The organism is Herbaspirillum sp. 3R11 (assembly GCF_004563925.1).
In the GTDB taxonomy this organism is placed as follows: Bacteria; Pseudomonadota; Gammaproteobacteria; order Burkholderiales; family Burkholderiaceae_D; genus Herbaspirillum.
Genome location: NZ_SPNJ01000003.1, coordinates 598,344 through 615,036, shown reverse-complemented (window position 1 = coordinate 615,036; position 16,693 = coordinate 598,344). Strand labels below are relative to the sequence as shown.

General features: G+C 62.0%; 21 protein-coding genes. 4 read left to right on the top strand and 17 right to left on the bottom strand.

Going from position 1 to position 16,693, the window contains the following annotated elements:
• Positions 1–141 precede the first annotated feature (141 nt).
• Positions 142–1,395 carry a DNA-binding transcriptional regulator gene (locus tag E4P32_RS16220; protein WP_116434820.1) on the top strand — a complete coding sequence of 418 codons (1,254 nt, stop codon included), beginning with the start codon at positions 142–144 and terminating at the stop codon, positions 1,393–1,395.
• A 22-nt stretch (positions 1,396–1,417) separates the two neighbouring features.
• The gene (locus E4P32_RS16215; RefSeq protein ID WP_116434821.1) at positions 1,418–2,482 is read left to right on the top strand and encodes an aldose epimerase family protein; all 1,065 of its coding nucleotides are present in this window, start codon (positions 1,418–1,420) and stop codon (positions 2,480–2,482) included.
• A gap of 5 nt (positions 2,483–2,487) precedes the next feature.
• Here the strand turns inward: E4P32_RS16215 and E4P32_RS16210 are convergent, their stop codons facing one another.
• Positions 2,488–3,435 (bottom strand): GlxA family transcriptional regulator, encoded by a 948-nt coding sequence (locus E4P32_RS16210; RefSeq protein ID WP_116434822.1) that lies wholly within the window; start codon positions 3,433–3,435, stop codon positions 2,488–2,490.
• A gap of 129 nt (positions 3,436–3,564) precedes the next feature.
• On the opposite strand from E4P32_RS16210, the gene E4P32_RS16205 reads away from it, so the two are divergent.
• Positions 3,565–4,365 carry an SDR family oxidoreductase gene (locus E4P32_RS16205; protein ID WP_116434823.1) on the top strand — a complete coding sequence of 267 codons (801 nt, stop codon included), beginning with the start codon at positions 3,565–3,567 and terminating at the stop codon, positions 4,363–4,365.
• A gap of 74 nt (positions 4,366–4,439) precedes the next feature.
• Here E4P32_RS16205 and E4P32_RS16200 read toward each other — a convergent pair whose 3' ends face one another.
• The 16 genes from E4P32_RS16200 to E4P32_RS16125 form a co-directional block, all read right to left on the bottom strand.
• Positions 4,440–4,769, bottom strand: a complete 330-nt coding sequence (locus E4P32_RS16200; protein ID WP_116434824.1) for a type II toxin-antitoxin system RelE/ParE family toxin — start codon at positions 4,767–4,769, stop codon at positions 4,440–4,442.
• The gene (locus tag E4P32_RS16195) at positions 4,769–5,038 is read right to left on the bottom strand and encodes a type II toxin-antitoxin system Phd/YefM family antitoxin (protein ID WP_116434825.1); all 270 of its coding nucleotides are present in this window, start codon (positions 5,036–5,038) and stop codon (positions 4,769–4,771) included. The genes E4P32_RS16200 and E4P32_RS16195 overlap by 1 nt, the downstream gene beginning before the upstream one ends.
• Positions 5,039–5,186: 148 nt before the next feature.
• Complete coding sequence (locus E4P32_RS16190; RefSeq protein WP_116435301.1) at positions 5,187–5,804, bottom strand: riboflavin synthase; 618 nt, start codon at positions 5,802–5,804, stop codon at positions 5,187–5,189.
• Positions 5,805–5,851: 47 nt separating this feature from the next.
• A complete protein-coding gene (gene ribD, locus E4P32_RS16185) occupies positions 5,852–6,958 on the bottom strand; it encodes a bifunctional diaminohydroxyphosphoribosylaminopyrimidine deaminase/5-amino-6-(5-phosphoribosylamino)uracil reductase RibD (protein ID WP_116434826.1) in 1,107 nt (368 codons plus the stop codon).
• A 5-nt stretch (positions 6,959–6,963) separates the two neighbouring features.
• Positions 6,964–7,560: a GspH/FimT family pseudopilin gene (locus E4P32_RS16180; protein ID WP_158559728.1), complete on the bottom strand. Its 597-nt coding sequence runs from the start codon at positions 7,558–7,560 to the stop codon at positions 6,964–6,966.
• Positions 7,557–8,003, bottom strand: a complete 447-nt coding sequence (locus E4P32_RS16175) for a type IV pilin protein (RefSeq protein ID WP_116434828.1) — start codon at positions 8,001–8,003, stop codon at positions 7,557–7,559. The genes E4P32_RS16180 and E4P32_RS16175 overlap by 4 nt, the downstream gene beginning before the upstream one ends.
• 25 nt (positions 8,004–8,028) lie before the next feature.
• Positions 8,029–8,604 carry a PilX N-terminal domain-containing pilus assembly protein gene (locus E4P32_RS16170; RefSeq protein ID WP_116434829.1) on the bottom strand — a complete coding sequence of 192 codons (576 nt, stop codon included), beginning with the start codon at positions 8,602–8,604 and terminating at the stop codon, positions 8,029–8,031.
• Complete coding sequence (locus E4P32_RS16165) at positions 8,601–9,488, bottom strand: PilW family protein (RefSeq protein ID WP_116434830.1); 888 nt, start codon at positions 9,486–9,488, stop codon at positions 8,601–8,603. The genes E4P32_RS16170 and E4P32_RS16165 overlap by 4 nt, the downstream gene beginning before the upstream one ends.
• Positions 9,489–10,007 carry a type IV pilus modification protein PilV gene (gene pilV, locus E4P32_RS16160; protein WP_116434831.1) on the bottom strand — a complete coding sequence of 173 codons (519 nt, stop codon included), beginning with the start codon at positions 10,005–10,007 and terminating at the stop codon, positions 9,489–9,491.
• 252 nt (positions 10,008–10,259) lie between these two features.
• A complete protein-coding gene (locus E4P32_RS16155) occupies positions 10,260–10,892 on the bottom strand; it encodes an XRE family transcriptional regulator (RefSeq protein WP_116434832.1) in 633 nt (210 codons plus the stop codon).
• A gap of 13 nt (positions 10,893–10,905) precedes the next feature.
• The gene (locus tag E4P32_RS16150; protein ID WP_135008755.1) at positions 10,906–11,127 is read right to left on the bottom strand and encodes a hypothetical protein; all 222 of its coding nucleotides are present in this window, start codon (positions 11,125–11,127) and stop codon (positions 10,906–10,908) included.
• Positions 11,128–11,208: 81 nt separating this feature from the next.
• A complete protein-coding gene (locus tag E4P32_RS16145; protein ID WP_116434834.1) occupies positions 11,209–11,844 on the bottom strand; it encodes a DUF924 family protein in 636 nt (211 codons plus the stop codon).
• Entirely contained in the window at positions 11,841–12,071 is a 231-nt protein-coding gene (locus E4P32_RS16140) for an RNA-binding S4 domain-containing protein (RefSeq protein ID WP_116434835.1), read from the bottom strand. The genes E4P32_RS16145 and E4P32_RS16140 overlap by 4 nt, the downstream gene beginning before the upstream one ends.
• Before the next feature lie 33 nt (positions 12,072–12,104).
• Complete coding sequence (locus E4P32_RS16135) at positions 12,105–12,374, bottom strand: hypothetical protein (RefSeq protein ID WP_116434836.1); 270 nt, start codon at positions 12,372–12,374, stop codon at positions 12,105–12,107.
• A 4-nt stretch (positions 12,375–12,378) separates the two neighbouring features.
• Positions 12,379–12,762: an MAPEG family protein gene (locus E4P32_RS16130; protein WP_116434837.1), complete on the bottom strand. Its 384-nt coding sequence runs from the start codon at positions 12,760–12,762 to the stop codon at positions 12,379–12,381.
• Positions 12,763–12,778: 16 nt separating this feature from the next.
• Positions 12,779–13,666 carry a neutral zinc metallopeptidase gene (locus E4P32_RS16125; RefSeq protein WP_116434838.1) on the bottom strand — a complete coding sequence of 296 codons (888 nt, stop codon included), beginning with the start codon at positions 13,664–13,666 and terminating at the stop codon, positions 12,779–12,781.
• A gap of 353 nt (positions 13,667–14,019) precedes the next feature.
• Here E4P32_RS16125 and E4P32_RS16120 point away from each other — a divergent pair, with 353 nt between their 5' ends.
• Positions 14,020–16,515, top strand: a complete 2,496-nt coding sequence (locus E4P32_RS16120; RefSeq protein ID WP_116434839.1) for an acyl-CoA dehydrogenase — start codon at positions 14,020–14,022, stop codon at positions 16,513–16,515.
• Positions 16,516–16,693: the final 178 nt, after the last annotated feature.

Here is a 16,693-nt window from a genome sequence, read left to right as displayed (position 1 = left end):
ACAATCAAAAAAGGATAAAAAACAGGAAGACCGGAATCGGAAAGATGCTGTTTTGGCATCACCAGAGGATTCGCCGGCGCTTCAGGAGACCGCTTGCCGGCGCAGCGATAGCTGCCGCCGGCGGGCATCGGAGAGTTCAGCGTGACAAAAGTACCGACCGTGCATCGCATTGCGCTGCTGTTCAACGGCAACAAGATATTCGACCGCGACATCATCGCCGGCATCGGTGAATACCTGACCAGCACGCGTGCGTCGTGGGACTTGTATCTGGAGGAAGATTTCCGCTGCCGGCCGCAGGGCATCGAGCGTTGGCAGGGCCACGGCATCATTGCCGATTTTGACGATCCGACCATGCAGGAAGCCTTGTCGCGCGTGCAATTGCCGGTGGTCGCGGTGGGCGGTTCCTATGCCGAAGAGTCCGGCTATCCGAAAGATTTTCCCTATGTCGCGACCGACAATTTCAAGCTGGTCAAGCTGGCTTACGATCATCTGATCGAAGCCGGCTTGCAGAATTTCGCCTGTTTCAGCCTGCCGCAAGCCGACGTCAACCGCTGGGCGCAGGAGCGTGAAAAGGCATTTGAATCGCTGACACAGCGCGACGGCATACAAGGCCACATCTATCGCGGCGTCGGCACCAGCGCGCAGTCCTGGGACACCGCGGTGGAGCAGCAAATCGCCTGGGTGCGTAGCCTCCCTAAACCGATCGGCATCATCGCGGTCACCGACGCGCGTGCGCGGCAATTGCTGCAAGCCTGCCTGTTCGCCGGCATCGCGGTGCCGGAGCAGGTCGCACTGATCGGCATCGACAACGATCCGCTGGCGCGCATCCTGACGCGCGTGCCGCTCAGTTCGGTAATACAGGGAACATTGGAAATGGGCCGCACCGCAGCGCATCTGTTGCACCAGATGCTGCACGGCCACGGCGGGCAGTTTGCCGACAAGCGCATCCTGGTGCCGCCGGCCGGCATCAACGTGCTGGCCTCCAGCCGGCATGAAGCGCGCAATCATCCGCACGTCATGCAGGCGATGCACTTCATCCGGCAGTACGCCCGCCAGGGCATCAAGACCGAGCAGGTCGCCGATTACGTCGGCGTATCGCGCTCGTCGCTGGACTGGTATTTCCGGCGCGAACTCGGCCGTAGCGTGCATGACGAAATCCTGCGTTTCAAACTCGACGCCGCGAAGCGCATGTTGCAGCAGGCGCATGGCAACGTCGCCGAGATCGCGGTCAGCTGCGGCTTTACCTCGGTGCAATACATGCACGCGGTGTTCAAGCGCGAGCTCGGCTGCACGCCGCGGGAATACCAGGAGCAGCTGACGCAGGGCGCCGCGGCCAATCCATCGCCTTCGCTTTCTTCTTTGCCTCTATTGCAAGAACCCATCCACGGCGATTGATTCGCCGCCGCATTCCGACGACATGACACATTTCACCCTCTCCAGCACTTCCGCCGGCCACGGCGTCACTTTGTACACCCTGCACAATGCGCATGACATGCGCGTCGTCATCAGCAACCGCGGCGCCACCCTGATTTCCTGGTGGGCGCCTGACCGCTATGGACGCGAGGCCGACGTCCTGCTCGGCTATCCGGACCAGCAGAGTTATCTCGCCAATACGCCGTTCTTCGGCGGCATCATCGGACGCTGGGGCAATCGCATCGCCGCAGGACGCTTTGCGCTCGACGGCGTCGACCATCAGGTCGACTGCAATGAAGGAGGCAATCATCTGCACGGCGGCGCCGGCGGCTTCCACTTGCTGCCGTGGCAGGCGCAGGCCGATCCCGAAGGGCTGCGCATGACGCTGGCGTCGCCGCACGGCGCCGCGGGCTTCCCGGGCAATGTGCTGGCGTCGGTGTTGTACCGGCTCGACGACGAGGGCCGGCTGAGCATCGACTACACGGCCACCAGCGATGCACCGACGCCGCTCAACCTGACTTCGCACGGCTACTTCAACCTGAACGGCGGCGCCGACGATATCTGCGACCACATCCTGTCCATCGATGCGGACCGCTATTTGCAAGTGGATCGCGCATTGATTCCGAACCGGGCGGCGCAGGTTGCCGGCAGTGCCTTCGATTTCCGCCAGCCGGCGCCGATCGGTGCGCGGCTGGCGTGGCCTGACGAGCAACTTGCCATCGCCGGTGGTTTCGATCACTGCTATTGCCTGCGTCCGGGTGACCCCGCAACCGCTTCGCGCAGCCGCAACGCGCAGGCTCTGCGCGACGTGGCGACGGTCTACGATCCCGGTTCGGGGCGTGAGCTGACTGTCGCCACGACGGAGAACGGCCTGCAGTTTTACAGCGGGAATTTTCTGGAAGGGGTTGCCGGACGCGGCGCGCAGGCCTATGCCGCGCATGATGGCTTCTGTCTCGAAGCGCAAGCCTATCCGGACCAGGTCAACGGGCCAGACCGCGAAGACGTGATCCTGCGGCCTGGGCAGGTCTATCGCCAGACCACGACTTATCGCCTGAGCGTGCGCGCCTGATCTGTTCAGCGTTCATCTCTTACCTCGCGCCGGATCGCCTGCGGTGGCACCCCGAAGCCGCGCATGAATACTTCACGCATGTGACGGCGGTCGCGGAAACCGGTTTCGCGCGCTATCACTTCGAGCGGATGGCGGCTTTGCTCGATCATCAAGCGCGCCGCTTCCAGGCGCAGGCCTTCGATCGCCTTGGCCGGCGACTGCCCGGTCTCGGCGGCGAACACGCGGCTGAACTGGCGCGGACTCAGGCTGACGGACTCCGCCAGCTCTTCCACCGAGAGCGCGTGCGAGAGATTCTTGCGGGCATAGTTGAGTGCGTTCTGAATGCGGTCCGATTTCGGCGCCAGGTCAAGGATCTCCGAATGCTGCGACTGGCCGCCTGAACGCCGCTGATGCATCACCAGCTTGTGCGCGACCGAGCGTGCCGCTTCCGAGCCGAGATCCTTTTCCACCATCGCCAGCGCCAAGTCCAGCCCGGCGGTCATGCCGGCCGAGGTCCAGATCGGACCGTCGATCAGATAGATGCGGTCGTCCTCGACCTGGATCTCCGGAAACATCGCCTGCATTTCGCGCGAAAAATGCCAATGGGTGGTCGCACGCCGTCCGTCCAGCAATCCTGATTCCGCCAGCACGAAGGCGCCGGTGCAGATCGCCGCGATGCGTCGCGCGCGTGTGCTGATCTTGTTGAGGAAGGCCAGCTCCGCCGCCGAGGCGGGTGAATGCACCGGGTCGCCGACGCCGGTGATGATCCAGGTATCGGCCGGACTGCGCAGCGTCGCCTGCCGCGTCGTCACGTTCAGGCCCAGTGAGGAGCGTATGTCGCCGCCTTGCACGGAAAAATTGTCGACCACGTAAAACGTCTCGCCCGCAACCAAGTTGGCGTATTCGAACACCGACTGTGTCGCCAGCGCCATCACCTGGAATCCGTCCTGCAGCAGGTAGCCGATACGGTGCATGTCCGTTCCTTGTTTGTTGAATGTCTCGAAATACTACCATAAACGTCATTTGAGACATTGGCGGACAGTCCTATGATGCAGCCATGGATTCGAACACGGATCCTTAATTACTCTCAAAAGGAACAAATCATGACGCAGGCACATCAAGGCACAGCCCTCATCACGGGCGCTTCTTCCGGCATCGGCGCGATCTACGCCGACCGTCTCGCAAAACGCGGCTACGACCTCATCCTGGTGGCGCGCAACCGCGATCGCCTTAACGCGCTGGCTGACCGCATCACGACCGAAACGCAGCGTACGGTCGAAGTGCTGGACGCCGACCTCAACGACAAGGCGGCGCTGGCGCAGGTGGAAGCCAAGCTGCGCAGCGACGCCAGCATCACGCTGCTGGTCAACAACGCCGGCATCGGCACGCATACGCCGCTGTTGTCCAGCGACGTCGACAAGATGGTGCAGATGATCGACCTCAACGTCACCGCGCTGACGCGCCTGACCTACGCGGCAGTTCCAGGTTTCGTTGCACGTGGCAAGGGCAGCATCATCAACATCGCCTCGATCGTCGCTATCGCTCCGGAAGTCCTCAATGGCGTCTATGGCGGCACCAAGGCGTTTGTCCAGGCGTTCAGCCAGTCGCTGCATCATGAGCTGGCGGCGCAGGGCGTGCGCGTGCAGGCGGTGTTGCCGGGCGCGACCGCAACCGAGTTCTGGGCCACAGGCGGCTTGCCGGTCGAGCATCTGGATCAGAATATCGTCATGCCAGCAGAGAGCATGGTCGACGCTGCGCTGGTCGGATTCGATCGCGGTGAACTGATCACGATTCCGTCATTGCATGAGGCCGAAGAGTGGGAAGCCTACGAGACGGCGCGCAAGACCTTGTCGGGGCATCTGTCGCGCAACACGCCGGCAGCGCGTTATACCTCGGTCGGCTGATTCATTCTGAGGGTAGTGTCAGAAGTATGGCGGCGCGAGTGCCGCCATACTTTCTCACTTTCTTGGAAGAGACTTTATCTGATGCGCAACAAGCGTCGCGTCAGCAGTGCATTCATTTCGCGTCGGACGTCGACAATAATATGAATGTAGACAACGTCCTGTCGCACTTCATAAATTACTCGGTTCATTCCCGATAGAACTTGCCGGTATTGCGTCAGGTTTAGCTTTTCAATTTCTTCAGGAACGGATCCGGCCTGCGGAAAATCCTGCAGACTGCGAATAGTTGCTTTCAACTTTATATAAGTGGTTTGCCAAGTGTCGGCTGAAAAGTCTTTGAGAATATAAGTGCGGAGCTCTTTGAGGTCTTGCTCGGCGGAATCGAGGATGACAACCTTGAAACGCATCAGCGATCGTCCTCGTCCATCTCTGCAAATACATCTTCCGCGTCGCGGAATTTTCCTCGCTCGATTTCACGATTGCCGAGTGCCAGGATTTTCAGCAACGCCAGCGTCTCTTCCTGTTCTTCGAAGCTTTTCACGTCCATGACGACCAGCTTGGCCTCGCCATTTTGCGTGATCAACATGGGCTCACGATTTTCTGTGATGTCCTTGATAATCTCAGCCGCGTGGCTCTTGAGGTAGCTGATGGGCTTCACCTGCGTGGAAAATTTCATGGACAGACCTCGGGCAAATACGTGAAGGACTGATTTTAGACCGAATTCAGTCTTGCGCATAGCGCCAGCGATCACATGCTGTCAAAAGTACATTGCGACAACAAATTGCTTTGATGAAGTGAAAAGTGGCGTTGTGCTCGCAAGGCTCTTATTTATGCGTAGTCGACAGCATGCGCTCGACATAACGCGCAATCAGGTCAATCTCCAGATTGACCTTGCCGCCCACCTTCAGGTGCTTGAGCGTAGTAACCTGGATCGTGTGCGGGATCAGATTGATCGAGAAGCGGCAGCCGTTGGCGACGTCTTCCACGCGGTTGACGGTCAGCGAGACGCCGTTGACGACGATCGAGCCTTTGTAGGCGAGATACTTGGCGAGCGATTTGGGGGCTTCGACGATCAGCTCCCAGGATTCGCCGATCGGTTCGAACTTGTTGACCACGCCGAGACCGTCGACGTGGCCGGAGACCAGGTGTCCACCCAGGCGTTCGGCCAGGGTCAGGGCCTTTTCGAGATTCACTTCACCGGGAGCGTCGAGGCCGACGGTGAGATTAAGGCTTTCGCGCGAGACGTCGACGGTGAATCCTTTTGCAGTCTTCTCCACCACCGTCATGCAGGCGCCGTTGAGCGCGATCGAATCGCCCAGCGCGACATCATCCATTGCCAGAGGGCCGGCGTCGATGTCGAGGCGCACACCGGCGTCGGCGGTGTTGCCCAGTGGTTGAACGGAAGTGATGTTGCCGACGGCGGCGACGATGCCTGTGAACATGATGGGATCCAAATAGGTAACTGAAGGTTGTTAAATAAAAGAGCCGGTTAGCTGAACCGGGCAAGGATACGCAAATCCTCGCCGATCTGCTTGATCTCATGGAAACGCAGCGCGATCTTGCCGGACAGGTCGTCCAGCGCCGGCAGGTCGAACATGCTGCGGCCGTCGCCCAGCAGGCTGGGCGCAAGGTAGAGCAGCAGTTCATCGACGCAGCCTTCGCGGATCAGCGAGGCATTGAGTTTGGAGCCCGCTTCGATGTGCACTTCATTGAGGTTGCGTTTGCCGAGCTCGGCGATCACGCGCGGCAGGTCGACCTTGCCGGCGGCGTTGGGCAGCACGATGACTTCGGCGCCGCGTTCTTCCAGCGCGGCAATGCGGGCGCGGTCTTCGCTGGCGGTGAAGACCCAGGTGCCGCCGCCGGCGAGGATGTTTGCGTCCGGCGACAGCGTCAATTTGCTGTCGACCACGATGCGGCGCGGCTGGCGTGGCGTATCGATGGCGCGCACACTCAGTTGGGGGTTGTCGTCCTTGACGGTGCCGATGCCGGTGACGATGGCGCAGGCGCGTGCGCGCCAGAAATGGCCGTCGTCGCGCGCCGCCTGGCCGGTGATCCACTGGCTCTTGCCGTTGTGCAAGGCAGTCTTGCCGTCGAGGCTGGCAGCCGATTTCATGCGCACCCACGGCGTGCCGTGCTGCATGCGCTTGAAGAAGCCGATGTTCATTTCACGGGCTTGTTCCGCCAGTACTCCGGACACCACGGCGATGCCGGCCGCCTGCAATTTTCCCAGGCCTTGGCCGGCCACCAGCGGATTGGGATCGGTCATCGCCGACACCACCTTGCCGACGCCGGCCTTCACCAGCGCATCGGCGCAGGGCGGGGTGCGGCCGAAATGGCTGCACGGCTCCAGCGTGACGTAGACGGTGGCGCCGCGCACGTCGTTGCCGCGTTGCTGCGCGTCGCGCATGGCCTGTATTTCAGCGTGGTTGCCGCCCGGCGGCTGTGTGAAACCGGCGCCGATGACACGGTCGTCGCGCACGATGACGCAGCCTACGCGCGGATTGGGCGTAGTCGTGAACATGCCTTGTTCGGCCTGTTGCAGCGCCAGCGCCATGGCTTGCTGGTCGTTTTCGATGAAGAGGTCGTAGATGGACATTTGGTTCACGGAGGTGCGATGTTCTGGTTGGTTGCCGGCGCAGGATTTGCTGTGAATGTGCAGCTTGCGTCATCCGCCGGATTGCAGATGCGGGCGCGACCCAGAATTCCAAGCCTGATCAGGCGGGTTCGGCCATCCAGCGAAAATTGCCACGAACCCCATAGCGGCGCCCGGTCGCTCATGTTGTTGCGGGTCCTGCCGTTGCCATTGTAAGCGATGTAGGACGCCGACTTGTCGCTCAGCTTGGTGGCCATATCGAGGCCGGCAGGCAACTGTTCATGGCTGTAAATCAATTCGTCCCCGATGTCGAATTGCAGGCTGGCGTCGCCCGGCTTGTTGGCGAAGACCACCCAGCCGCTCTCCCATCTGCTGCCGTCGCGCGGCGCCAGGTCGACCCGACTGCCGCGCCGGATGGCTTCGCTGCGGGCCAGATTGAGGGCGCCAAGGAACGCATTGGCGGCGTTCGCCAACTGCTGGTTTTGCGTGTAGGTGCGCAAGCTCGGCATGCCGGCCGCCAGCAGCACGCCGACTATGGCCAGCACGATCAGCAGTTCGGGCAGCGTGAAGCCGGCCGCAGCGGGATGCCGCCGGTGGGATTTCATCGGCATGCCTCGGGAGCGGCCGCGACAGATAGGCCGGAGATGGTTTGCTCGCCGCGGCTGTTGAGCGTCAGCGCGCCGCATTGGCGATCGATGAAGCCCCCGGCCGGCGTCGCCGACAACATGATGCATTCCTGCAAGGTGCCGCCGCTGCACCCGCTGGCGCTGAGGCGATAAGAGCTGCCGGCCTCGGTGTCGCCCGAAAACCATCGGAACATCCCGGCCGTGGAGGCGTCGCTGTAGGCGTGGTAGCGATTGTGTTGCGTGAAGTGGCGCTCCTGCTGCTGCATTGCCTGCATCAGCGCCGCACGTGCTTCGGTGCGGCGCGCCTTGCGTATGTGCGACTGGTAGGACGGATAGGCGAACAGCGCCAGCATGCCGATGATGCATAGTACGCACATGAGTTCGATCAGGGTGAAGCCGCGATGGCGGGCTTGCTGGGGCATGGCGTTTCTCCGTGAGGGGGGCAGTTCAGTTGTTGATTTCTCGCCAGGAAAGTCGAGGGAATGGCTTGGCGACATCGAGTACGGTTTGCAGCATGACCTGCGTGCCTGAGTTCGGGCCGAAGCCGACGGCCGTGACGCGATAGCGCACTGCGGCTTGCCGGTCTGCCGTCGTCAGCCTGAGCAATTCAATCAGGTAGCGTGGCGGTTGCGCCGGCAGCGACGCCGCGCCGTGCGGAAAGCTCAATCCCGTGAACTGGCCGTAGCGCACCGACGGCGACGGTGCGCTGAAATCGATGAGCCGCCACGGCGCCGCGTTGGCAGTAGCCAGGCACAGTCCGCTGTGCGCGCCGATGTCGTGACAAGCACCCGCCTGGTCAGGAAAAACTTCCGGTGCAACCCGACCGCCGGCAATGTCGCGTTCGGCATCGCGCAGCCCAGCCTCGGCAGCCTGGAAGGCGATGTGGCGGTCGCGGTCGTTGCGCGATGACTTCTCGTTCATGAGCGTGAGCTGTGCGGCGGAAACGCCGAACAGCATCACCACCACCAGCATCAGCAAGACGATCAGCAGCGAGGCGCCGCGTTGGCGATGTGTGGTATTCATGGCGCGGAATTGCGCAGCCAGATGGTGGTCTGGAAAACTTTGCGGATGCGTTGCCGCACAGCGGGCGCCAGCCTCGTTTCGTCGATCATGGCGCCGGCGTCGCCGCCATCCTGATATGCCGGGCCGAACAGGCGATGCACGACCGCTGCGCCGCCGTCCCGAACATTGCGCTCGCCGCGCGCCAGCAGCGCGATCCTGACCGCCGCAACATCGCGCCAGCGCGTACCGATACGCGTTGCATTCACATAGTCAAGCTCGCTTCCGGCACTGCGCACGCCGTACAGCACCTGAAAGGACTCGACGCCGCGCACGATGGCGGCAGCGCTCCAGCCGCCGTCGCGCGTGAAGTACTTGCAGCGCAGTTCCGGTTCGCCGGTGCTGTCGGGCGCCACGTAAAAGATGCTCTGGCCGCGCACCTCTTCAAGGTCCGATAACGAGGTGGCACCGTTGGGGCCGGGGACTGCGAAGCCGGCACAATTGAGCATGTCGTTGTCCGGCTGATTCCTGGGACCTGATCCAAAGAAACGTATCGCCAGCAAATCGCTGCCATGGGCATCGCGATTGGCGGAAGGCGACGACAAGCCGGTCGAATGTTCGCTCACTCTGGCGTTGTCGATGCCGAAGACGCCCGGCTCCAGGCCGCTGAGGTCATTGCGCAGGAACGCCGGATTATCTTGCGGCACGTAGTTCGCCTGCCGCACGGTGCGCGCGATCAGGTCCAGCGCATAACGGCCGTTTTCCTGGACCTGGGCGCTGTCGGCCACGCTCAGGTAGGTCGATCGTGCCGCCTGCATCAGCGCCACTGCGGCCAGCACCACGCCCATGCCGAGCGCCATGGCGATCATCAGTTCGATCAAGGTCAGGCCCTGCTGATGGCGGCGCATTTATCGCTCCACCGGCAGCGCCAGGAATGGCGGAGGCTCGGATTGCGCGGCGGATGTCGGCCCCGGCTCCCGCAACGCCCAGCCGATCTTGATCAGCAAAGGACCGCCGGCGCCGCTGCAGGCCCAGCGCAGCGTGTCATTGAGGACCGGCGCGTTGTCGGTGCAGACCACCACGCGTGCGCGCGGCAAGGCTTCCGCCAGGCGTTGCTTCCAGGCGGCAAGGTCGCAGTCGGCTCGTGCGCAGGCCACGGATGGCGCAACGGTGGCCTTGTATTCGAATTGGTAGGACGTCGGCTGGGCCTCGGCGCGCAGCAACTCGGCCAGTTCAATGGCCAATTGCAGTGCGGCCGATTGGTAAGCGCTGTGTTGCGCAGTGCGCAAGGCGTGCAGCTGCATGGCCGCGACGCCCGAAGCGGCCAGCGCCAGGATGAAAATCGCCGCCAGCACTTCCACCAGCGTGAATCCGCGCTGGGAAGAATACGGCATGGGTGGGGGAGAAGTGGAAGAGGTCCTGATCATGTAGCCTCACCGATTTTCATGTCGGAAAGGCAAGATTTTGCAGGTGTTTGAGAATTGTTGCGCCGGTTTGGCTGTGGAAAATCGGGCAGAAGCGACGATTTCCCGATTACCTGAAGTATCTATTTATATTTTCTAGCGATATTCGGCGTTGCATCTCGACAAGCATGGAAGAATGATGTCGCCCTGCGGCCGCCCGCAATAGCAAAAAGCCCCGCATCAGCGGGGCTTTCTATCGGGAGTACACCGGCGAACCTACACCGTGCGCGTCTCCGGATATTGCGTGACCACGTAGGCGATCGCATCGACGTTGGCCGGATTGCGATAGCTGTGCGCATGGTCGGCATCGAAGAAGATGGCGTCGCCGGTGCCGAGCAGCTGACGATGGTCGTTGATCTGGATCTCCAGTGTGCCGTGTGTGATGACCAGGTTCTTTTGTGCACCTGGCACCAGCGCCTGCAGATGTTCGGTCGACAACGCATCCAGCTTCAGTTCATGGAATTCGAAACGGCGCTCACCTGCCGGATACAGACTGCGGCTGGAAAAGCGGCCATTGCCGCTGACCGTGCGCGGCGAATCCTGCACCGGCAATACGACAAGTCCTTGCGGCGCGAAGTTACGCAGGAAGGCCGACACCGAGACCTGCAGGGCCGACGCCACGCGTTGCAGCACGCGAATGGTTGGCACGCTGCGGCCGGATTCGATCTGCGCCAGCATGGCGCGGCTCACGCCGGACTTGCGCGCCAGGCCGTCCAGCGAAAGATGGCGCAGCGCGCGCAGCCGCGACAGGTTGTCGGCGACGATATCTTCGATGTCGTTGCCGGGAGCCTGCGGCGGTACGGCATGCAGGTGCGGTGCGGGTTCGGCAATGCGCAATTCAGCGGTCATGGTGGGATTCTCTTCAGCGCAGGTTGGTGCGCGCCGCAGCCGCAAAAGGATGGAATGCCGACAGCGACCAGCCGTCATGGGTGCTTGGGAAATACGAAGCGGTCAATTGCTGTGCAGTCTGGCGCGTGGCGCGCTGCCGGCGATAGGCCTGCAGGTCGGTGACGGCGGCAGTGCGTGCTTCGGCGGGGGCGGATACAGGGGTGGTGACGTCGGTCATCGGGATTCTCCATTCCATCAGGCTTGCTACGATGGAATGGAGCTTAGCACCGACACTATATGCGTCAGAACGAATAAATATTCACATCCTTATGTGAATTTAGAATGAGGAATGCGGTTCTTTCAGAAACGCGATTTCTTCCGCCGTGGAGTCCCTGCCAAGGATTGCGTTGCGATGGGGGAAGCGACCAAAGCGCGCAACGATGGCGTGATGGCGGTCGGCAAACTTGAGATAGCCGTCGAAGGTCTCCCTGGACGCCGGATCATCTTTGGCAATTTGTTTCGCCAGTGCGCGGAACAATTGCACGCAGTGTTCCTGATCCTCAACGTCTTCCGAATGCTCCAGCGGCAGGTAAAAGAACACGCGCTGCAGCGGCGGCAACTGTTGATCGTATCCCTGCGCCAGACCCAGATGACAGCACTGGCGCGCCAGTTCATCGAAGTCGAACGCGGTCGCACTGTCGCGATAAATATTGCGCGGGAACTGGTCCAGCAACAGGATCAGCGCCAGCAGGCCGGCCGGGCTTTCGGCCCAGTCGTCCAGCTTGTTGTCGCGCGCGGCCAGCAGGCTGGCTTCGAAGCGCGTCTTGATGGTCTGGTCGACAGCGGCGTCCTTGCCCCACCACAAACCGGACTGACGACCGGCCACGGTATTGGCATCGTTGCCGGCGGCGTCGGCGCCGAACCAGAACACCAGGACTGATTCGATGGATCCGATGTTGTCGGCCGCCATCATTTCGCCGCTGATTCGGCCAGCACGCGGATGCGTACATCGCCCAGCTGCACGGTTTGGCCCGCAGTGATCTTGCAAGTCTTGCGCAGCTCCTGCCGGCCGTCGACCTTGACGTTGCCGTCGGCGACGATCGCCTTGCCGGCGCCGCCGCTGTCGCAGATGCCGACCAGTTTCAGCAACTGGTTCAGTTCAACGTAGGGGCCTTGCAGTTCGAATTCCAGGTGTTGCATATCTACCTTGTAGTGGTGTTCAGTGAGAGTGTTTCAGACCAGGGTCTTCTCGGCCTTGTGCAGCCAGAGCGCCAGGTTGTCGAGCAAGTCTTCCTGGCTGAAGGAGCAGCTTTCTTCGGTGAACAGGCTGCCCGCTTCGAGCCGGCCGAGCAGGTCTTCGGCGACTTCTTCGTAGCGCGGCGGCAGGCGCTTGATCAGGTCGGTCTGCGCGCGCCAGGCGCTGCAGAAAGCGGTGACGTTGATGTCGCCGTCGCGCAGCTCATTCAGCGCGTCGTGCAGGATTTGCAGGTCGGGATTGCTCATGTGTTTACAGGTGAAGGGCGGAAACGGCGAACAGGCCGAGGACGCAGGCATAGCCGACGGTCCACGACAGCGAGCGCAGGCTCGGCAGGTCGTTCAGGTAGAGCGCAGTATAGACCACGCGTGCAGCGATGAAGGCCAATGCAAGTCCGTCGATCCACTCCTGCGCCACGCCGGTTTGCTGGGCTACCAGCACTGCCGCGGCAAAGAAGGGAAACGCCTCGAAATGATTGCGGTGCGCATAGTCGGCACGGCGGCGCAGGCCGGTCTGCTTGTCGAGCCAGGCGCGCGGTTCGCCGTTGTCGAAATCGCGGCGGCCGTACTTCGCCACCGACACCGTGAGGATGGGCAGCAGGCCGGCGATCAGGACGCACCAGTAGGAAATTTCCATGTGAGCCTTATCAGTTTCAGAGTTTTTTTGCTTCGAAGGTATTGCAGGCGCTCACCTTGCCTTCGGTGACGCCGCGCTTGAACCAGCTCACGCGCTGCGCCGAGGTGCCATGCGTGAATGAGTCCGGCACCACTTCGCCGCGCGCCTGCCGTTGCAGGGCGTCATCGCCGATGGCCGAGGCGGCGTTGAGCGCTTCCTCGACGTCGCCGTTTTCGATGATGTGGCGCGCTTCATTGGCGTGGTAAGCCCAGACGCCGGCGAAGCAATCCGCCTGCAACTCGAGCTTCACCGACAAGGCGTTGGACTGTTTCTCGGACATGGTGCGGCGGGCCTTGTCGACCTTGGCGGAAATGCCGAGCAGATTTTGCACGTGATGGCCGACTTCATGCGCGATCACATACGCTTGTGCAAAGTTGCCGGAGACGTTGAAGCGCTGCTTCATCAACTGATAGAAGCTGAGGTCGATGTAGACCTTTTGGTCGCCGGGACAATAGAACGGTCCGGTGGCGGTCTGGCCGGCGCCGCAGGCGGTCGGCGTGGAGCCGGAGAACAGCACCAGTTTCGGCCGCACGTAGGTGGCGCCGCCGGCCTTGAAGATTTCCCCCCAGGTGTCTTCGGTGTCGGCCAGCACGGTCGAGACGAAGCGCGCCATCTGGTCGTTCGGCGGCGGCTTGTGCGCCGGCGCCGATTGCTGCACGGGAGCGAGCTGGCCGCCACCGCCGCTGAGCATGTTGATGACGGTCATCGGATTGATGCCGAGGAAGTAGGACGCCACCAGCGCCACCGCGATGCCGCCGATGCCGATCGAGCCGCCGCCGAAGGAAAAGCCTCCGCCGCCGCCGCCCGAACCCTCGCCGCGGCGGTCTTCCACGTTGTCGCTTTCGCGATTGCCTTCCCATTTCATGATGATTTCCTTTTTGCTGCGTGTAATGCTGCGTGATTGCCGGATAGGCGAGATTGTAATTGACCCGGCGCAGCGGCAATGGTTTCTGTCCTGACGCAAAGACGGAAATCCGACAAGAATGAATTTCTGCCAAGAAATGCGGTCACTCTTGCATGAAGCAATGCATGACGATGCGTGAGCATGCGAGGAAAGTACCGGGAGGATGTCAGCGGTTTCCGCAGCGGCAACTTCTGTGGGAATATCCGGCTATGCGTCCGCATCATCGTTGCGCATCTTCGTTGAATCATAAGCAGCATGCACGTCATCCAAAGACGTTGCCATGCAGACAACAGAAATTTTAACGGGAGACTCACATGATCTTGTGGCTAGTGCTTTTCGTAGCGGGCGCCCTGGCGTTGATGATGATGCGCGCCGGCGCATGGACCTGGCTGGTGGCCGAGCTGGCCTGGATATGGATAGGCGGCATGACCGATCAGGCCAATGCGGTCGCCTGCGTCCTGCTGGCGATCCTGTTGTGCGTGCCTACCCTGCTGGTGGCGATCAAGTCGGTGCGGCAGACGCTGATCACGCGTCCGGCGCTCGACATCTTCCGCAAGATCTTGCCGAGCATGTCGGCTACCGAACGCGACGCCATCGAAGCCGGCACCGTGTGGTGGGACGCCGAGCTGTTCTCCGGCAAGCCCGACTGGAACAAGCTGATGCAGTTGCCGCCGCCCACGCTGACGGCCGAAGAACAATCCTTCCTCGACAACGAAGTCACCCAGCTGTGCGCCATGGTCAGCGACTGGGACACCTCGGTCGTGTGGCAGGATCTGCAGCCGGAAGCCTGGCAGTTCGTCAAGGACAAGGGCTTCCTCGGCATGATCATTCCCAAGCAATACGGCGGCAAGCAGTTCTCGGCCTACATGCATTCGCAGGTCATCATGAAGCTGTCGTCGCGCTGTTCGGTGGCGGCAATCTCGGTGATGGTGCCGAACTCGCTGGGCCCGGCCGAACTGCTGCTGCACTACGGCACCGAAGAGCAAAAGAACCACTACCTGCCGCGTCTCGCACGCGGCGAAGAGATCCCGTGCTTTGCGCTCACCAGCCCCTACGCCGGCTCCGACGCCGCAGCGATTCCCGATATCGGGGTGGTCTGCAAGGGCATGCATGAAGGACGCGAAGTCATCGGTTTCCGGGTTACCTGGGACAAACGCTACATCACGCTGGCGCCGGTCGCCACCGTGCTCGGCCTGGCCTTCCGCGCGCACGATCCCGATCACCTGCTGGGCGACAACAGCGAACCTGGCATCACCTGCGCGCTGATCCCGACCAGCCATCCGGGCGTGGTCACCGGGCGTCGCCACTGGCCGCTCAACGCGGTATTCCAGAACGGTCCGACCTCGGGCGACAACGTCTTCATCCCGCTCGACTGGGTCATCGGCGGCCAGGCGCAAGTCGGCAAGGGCTGGCGCATGCTGATGGAATGCCTGGCGGCGGGGCGGGCGATTTCGCTGCCGTCGTCGAGCGTCGGCTTTTCCAAGATGGCGGTGCGCGGCACCAGCGCCTACACCGCCATGCGGCGCCAGTTCAAGATCGCCATCGGCAAGTTCGAAGGCATCCAGGAAGCGCTCGCGCGCATGGGCGGCAACCTCTACATGATGGACGCCACGCGCCGGTTGTCCTCGCTGGCGGTGGATGCCGGCGAGAAGCCGTCGGTGATTTCGGCGATCTCCAAATACCACGTCACCGAACGCGGCCGCATGCTGGTCAACGACGGCATGGACGTAATCGGCGGCAAGGGCATCTGCATGGGGCCGGGCAATTTCCTGGCGCGCGTGTACCAGCAGATTCCGATCGCCATTACGGTCGAAGGCGCCAACATCCTGACGCGCTGCCTGATCATCTTCGGGCAGGGCGCGATCCGTTGCCATCCCTACGTGCTCAAGGAAATGGCCGCGGCGGCCGACGACGACCACGACCGCGCGCTGCAAGATTTCGACCAGGCCTTCTTCGGCCATCTGAGCTTCGTCGCAGCCAACATGGCGCGTTCGCTGGTGGCCGGACTCAGCGGCGGCTATCTGGCGTCGGCGCCCGGGCCCAACCAGGCGGCGGAAGAAACGCGGGTCTACTTCCGCGCGGTGGCGCGCGTGTCGGCCTGCTTCTCGCTGCTGACCGACGTCTCGATGTTCGTGCTGGGCGGCTCGCTCAAATTCCGCGAACGCATTTCCGGACGTCTCGGCGACGTGCTGTCGCAGCTCTACCTGATCTCGGCTACCTTGAAGCGCTACGAAGACGACGGTCGCCAAAGCGCCGACTTGCCGTATGTCGCCTGGTCGGTGCAGGACGCGCTGCATCGCGCCCAGGAAGCCATCATCGACGTGCTCGAGAACTTCCCCAATCCCTTCATCGCCTTTGCGCTGCGGATCTGGATGTTCCCGCTCGGACTGTCGTTCCGCAAGCCGTCCGACCTGCTCGCCAGCGAAGTGGCGCTGGCGATGCAAACGCCGGGCGCCGCGCGCGACCGGCTGGTGGCGGATGCGTATCAACCGGACTTCAAGACCGATCCTCTCGGCAGCGGCGAGCATGCCTTCAATCTGTTGCCGCAAGTGCATGAGATCGAAACACGCCTGAAGCAATCGGTGAAGGACGGCGTTTTGCCGGCGATGCCGCAGAGCCTGATCGAGATGCGGCGCTGGAATGCGCGCGCGATGGAGCAGGGGCTGATCAGCATTGACGAGCGCGTGGTGCTGGACGATTTCGCCCACTACGGCAACATCACGGTGCAGGTGGATGATTTCGACGCCGGCTTCGACATGAAGGATGCCTTGCAAAAAGGGCAGGCGCCGGAAATCGTCATCAGCACATAAACGTCAATTCAACGGCGGTGGAGATGCCGCGGAGACGGTCTTTGTTCGGATTTTCTTGACAATCCGGCGAGTCCGTCTTGCCGGTCGGGCTGTTTCGATGGGCCGCAACGTCGTATAATGTCGGTCATCATCGTTCAACAAGACGTCTGTGCAAGGGCGTCGTTTCTTTTTTAGCCTC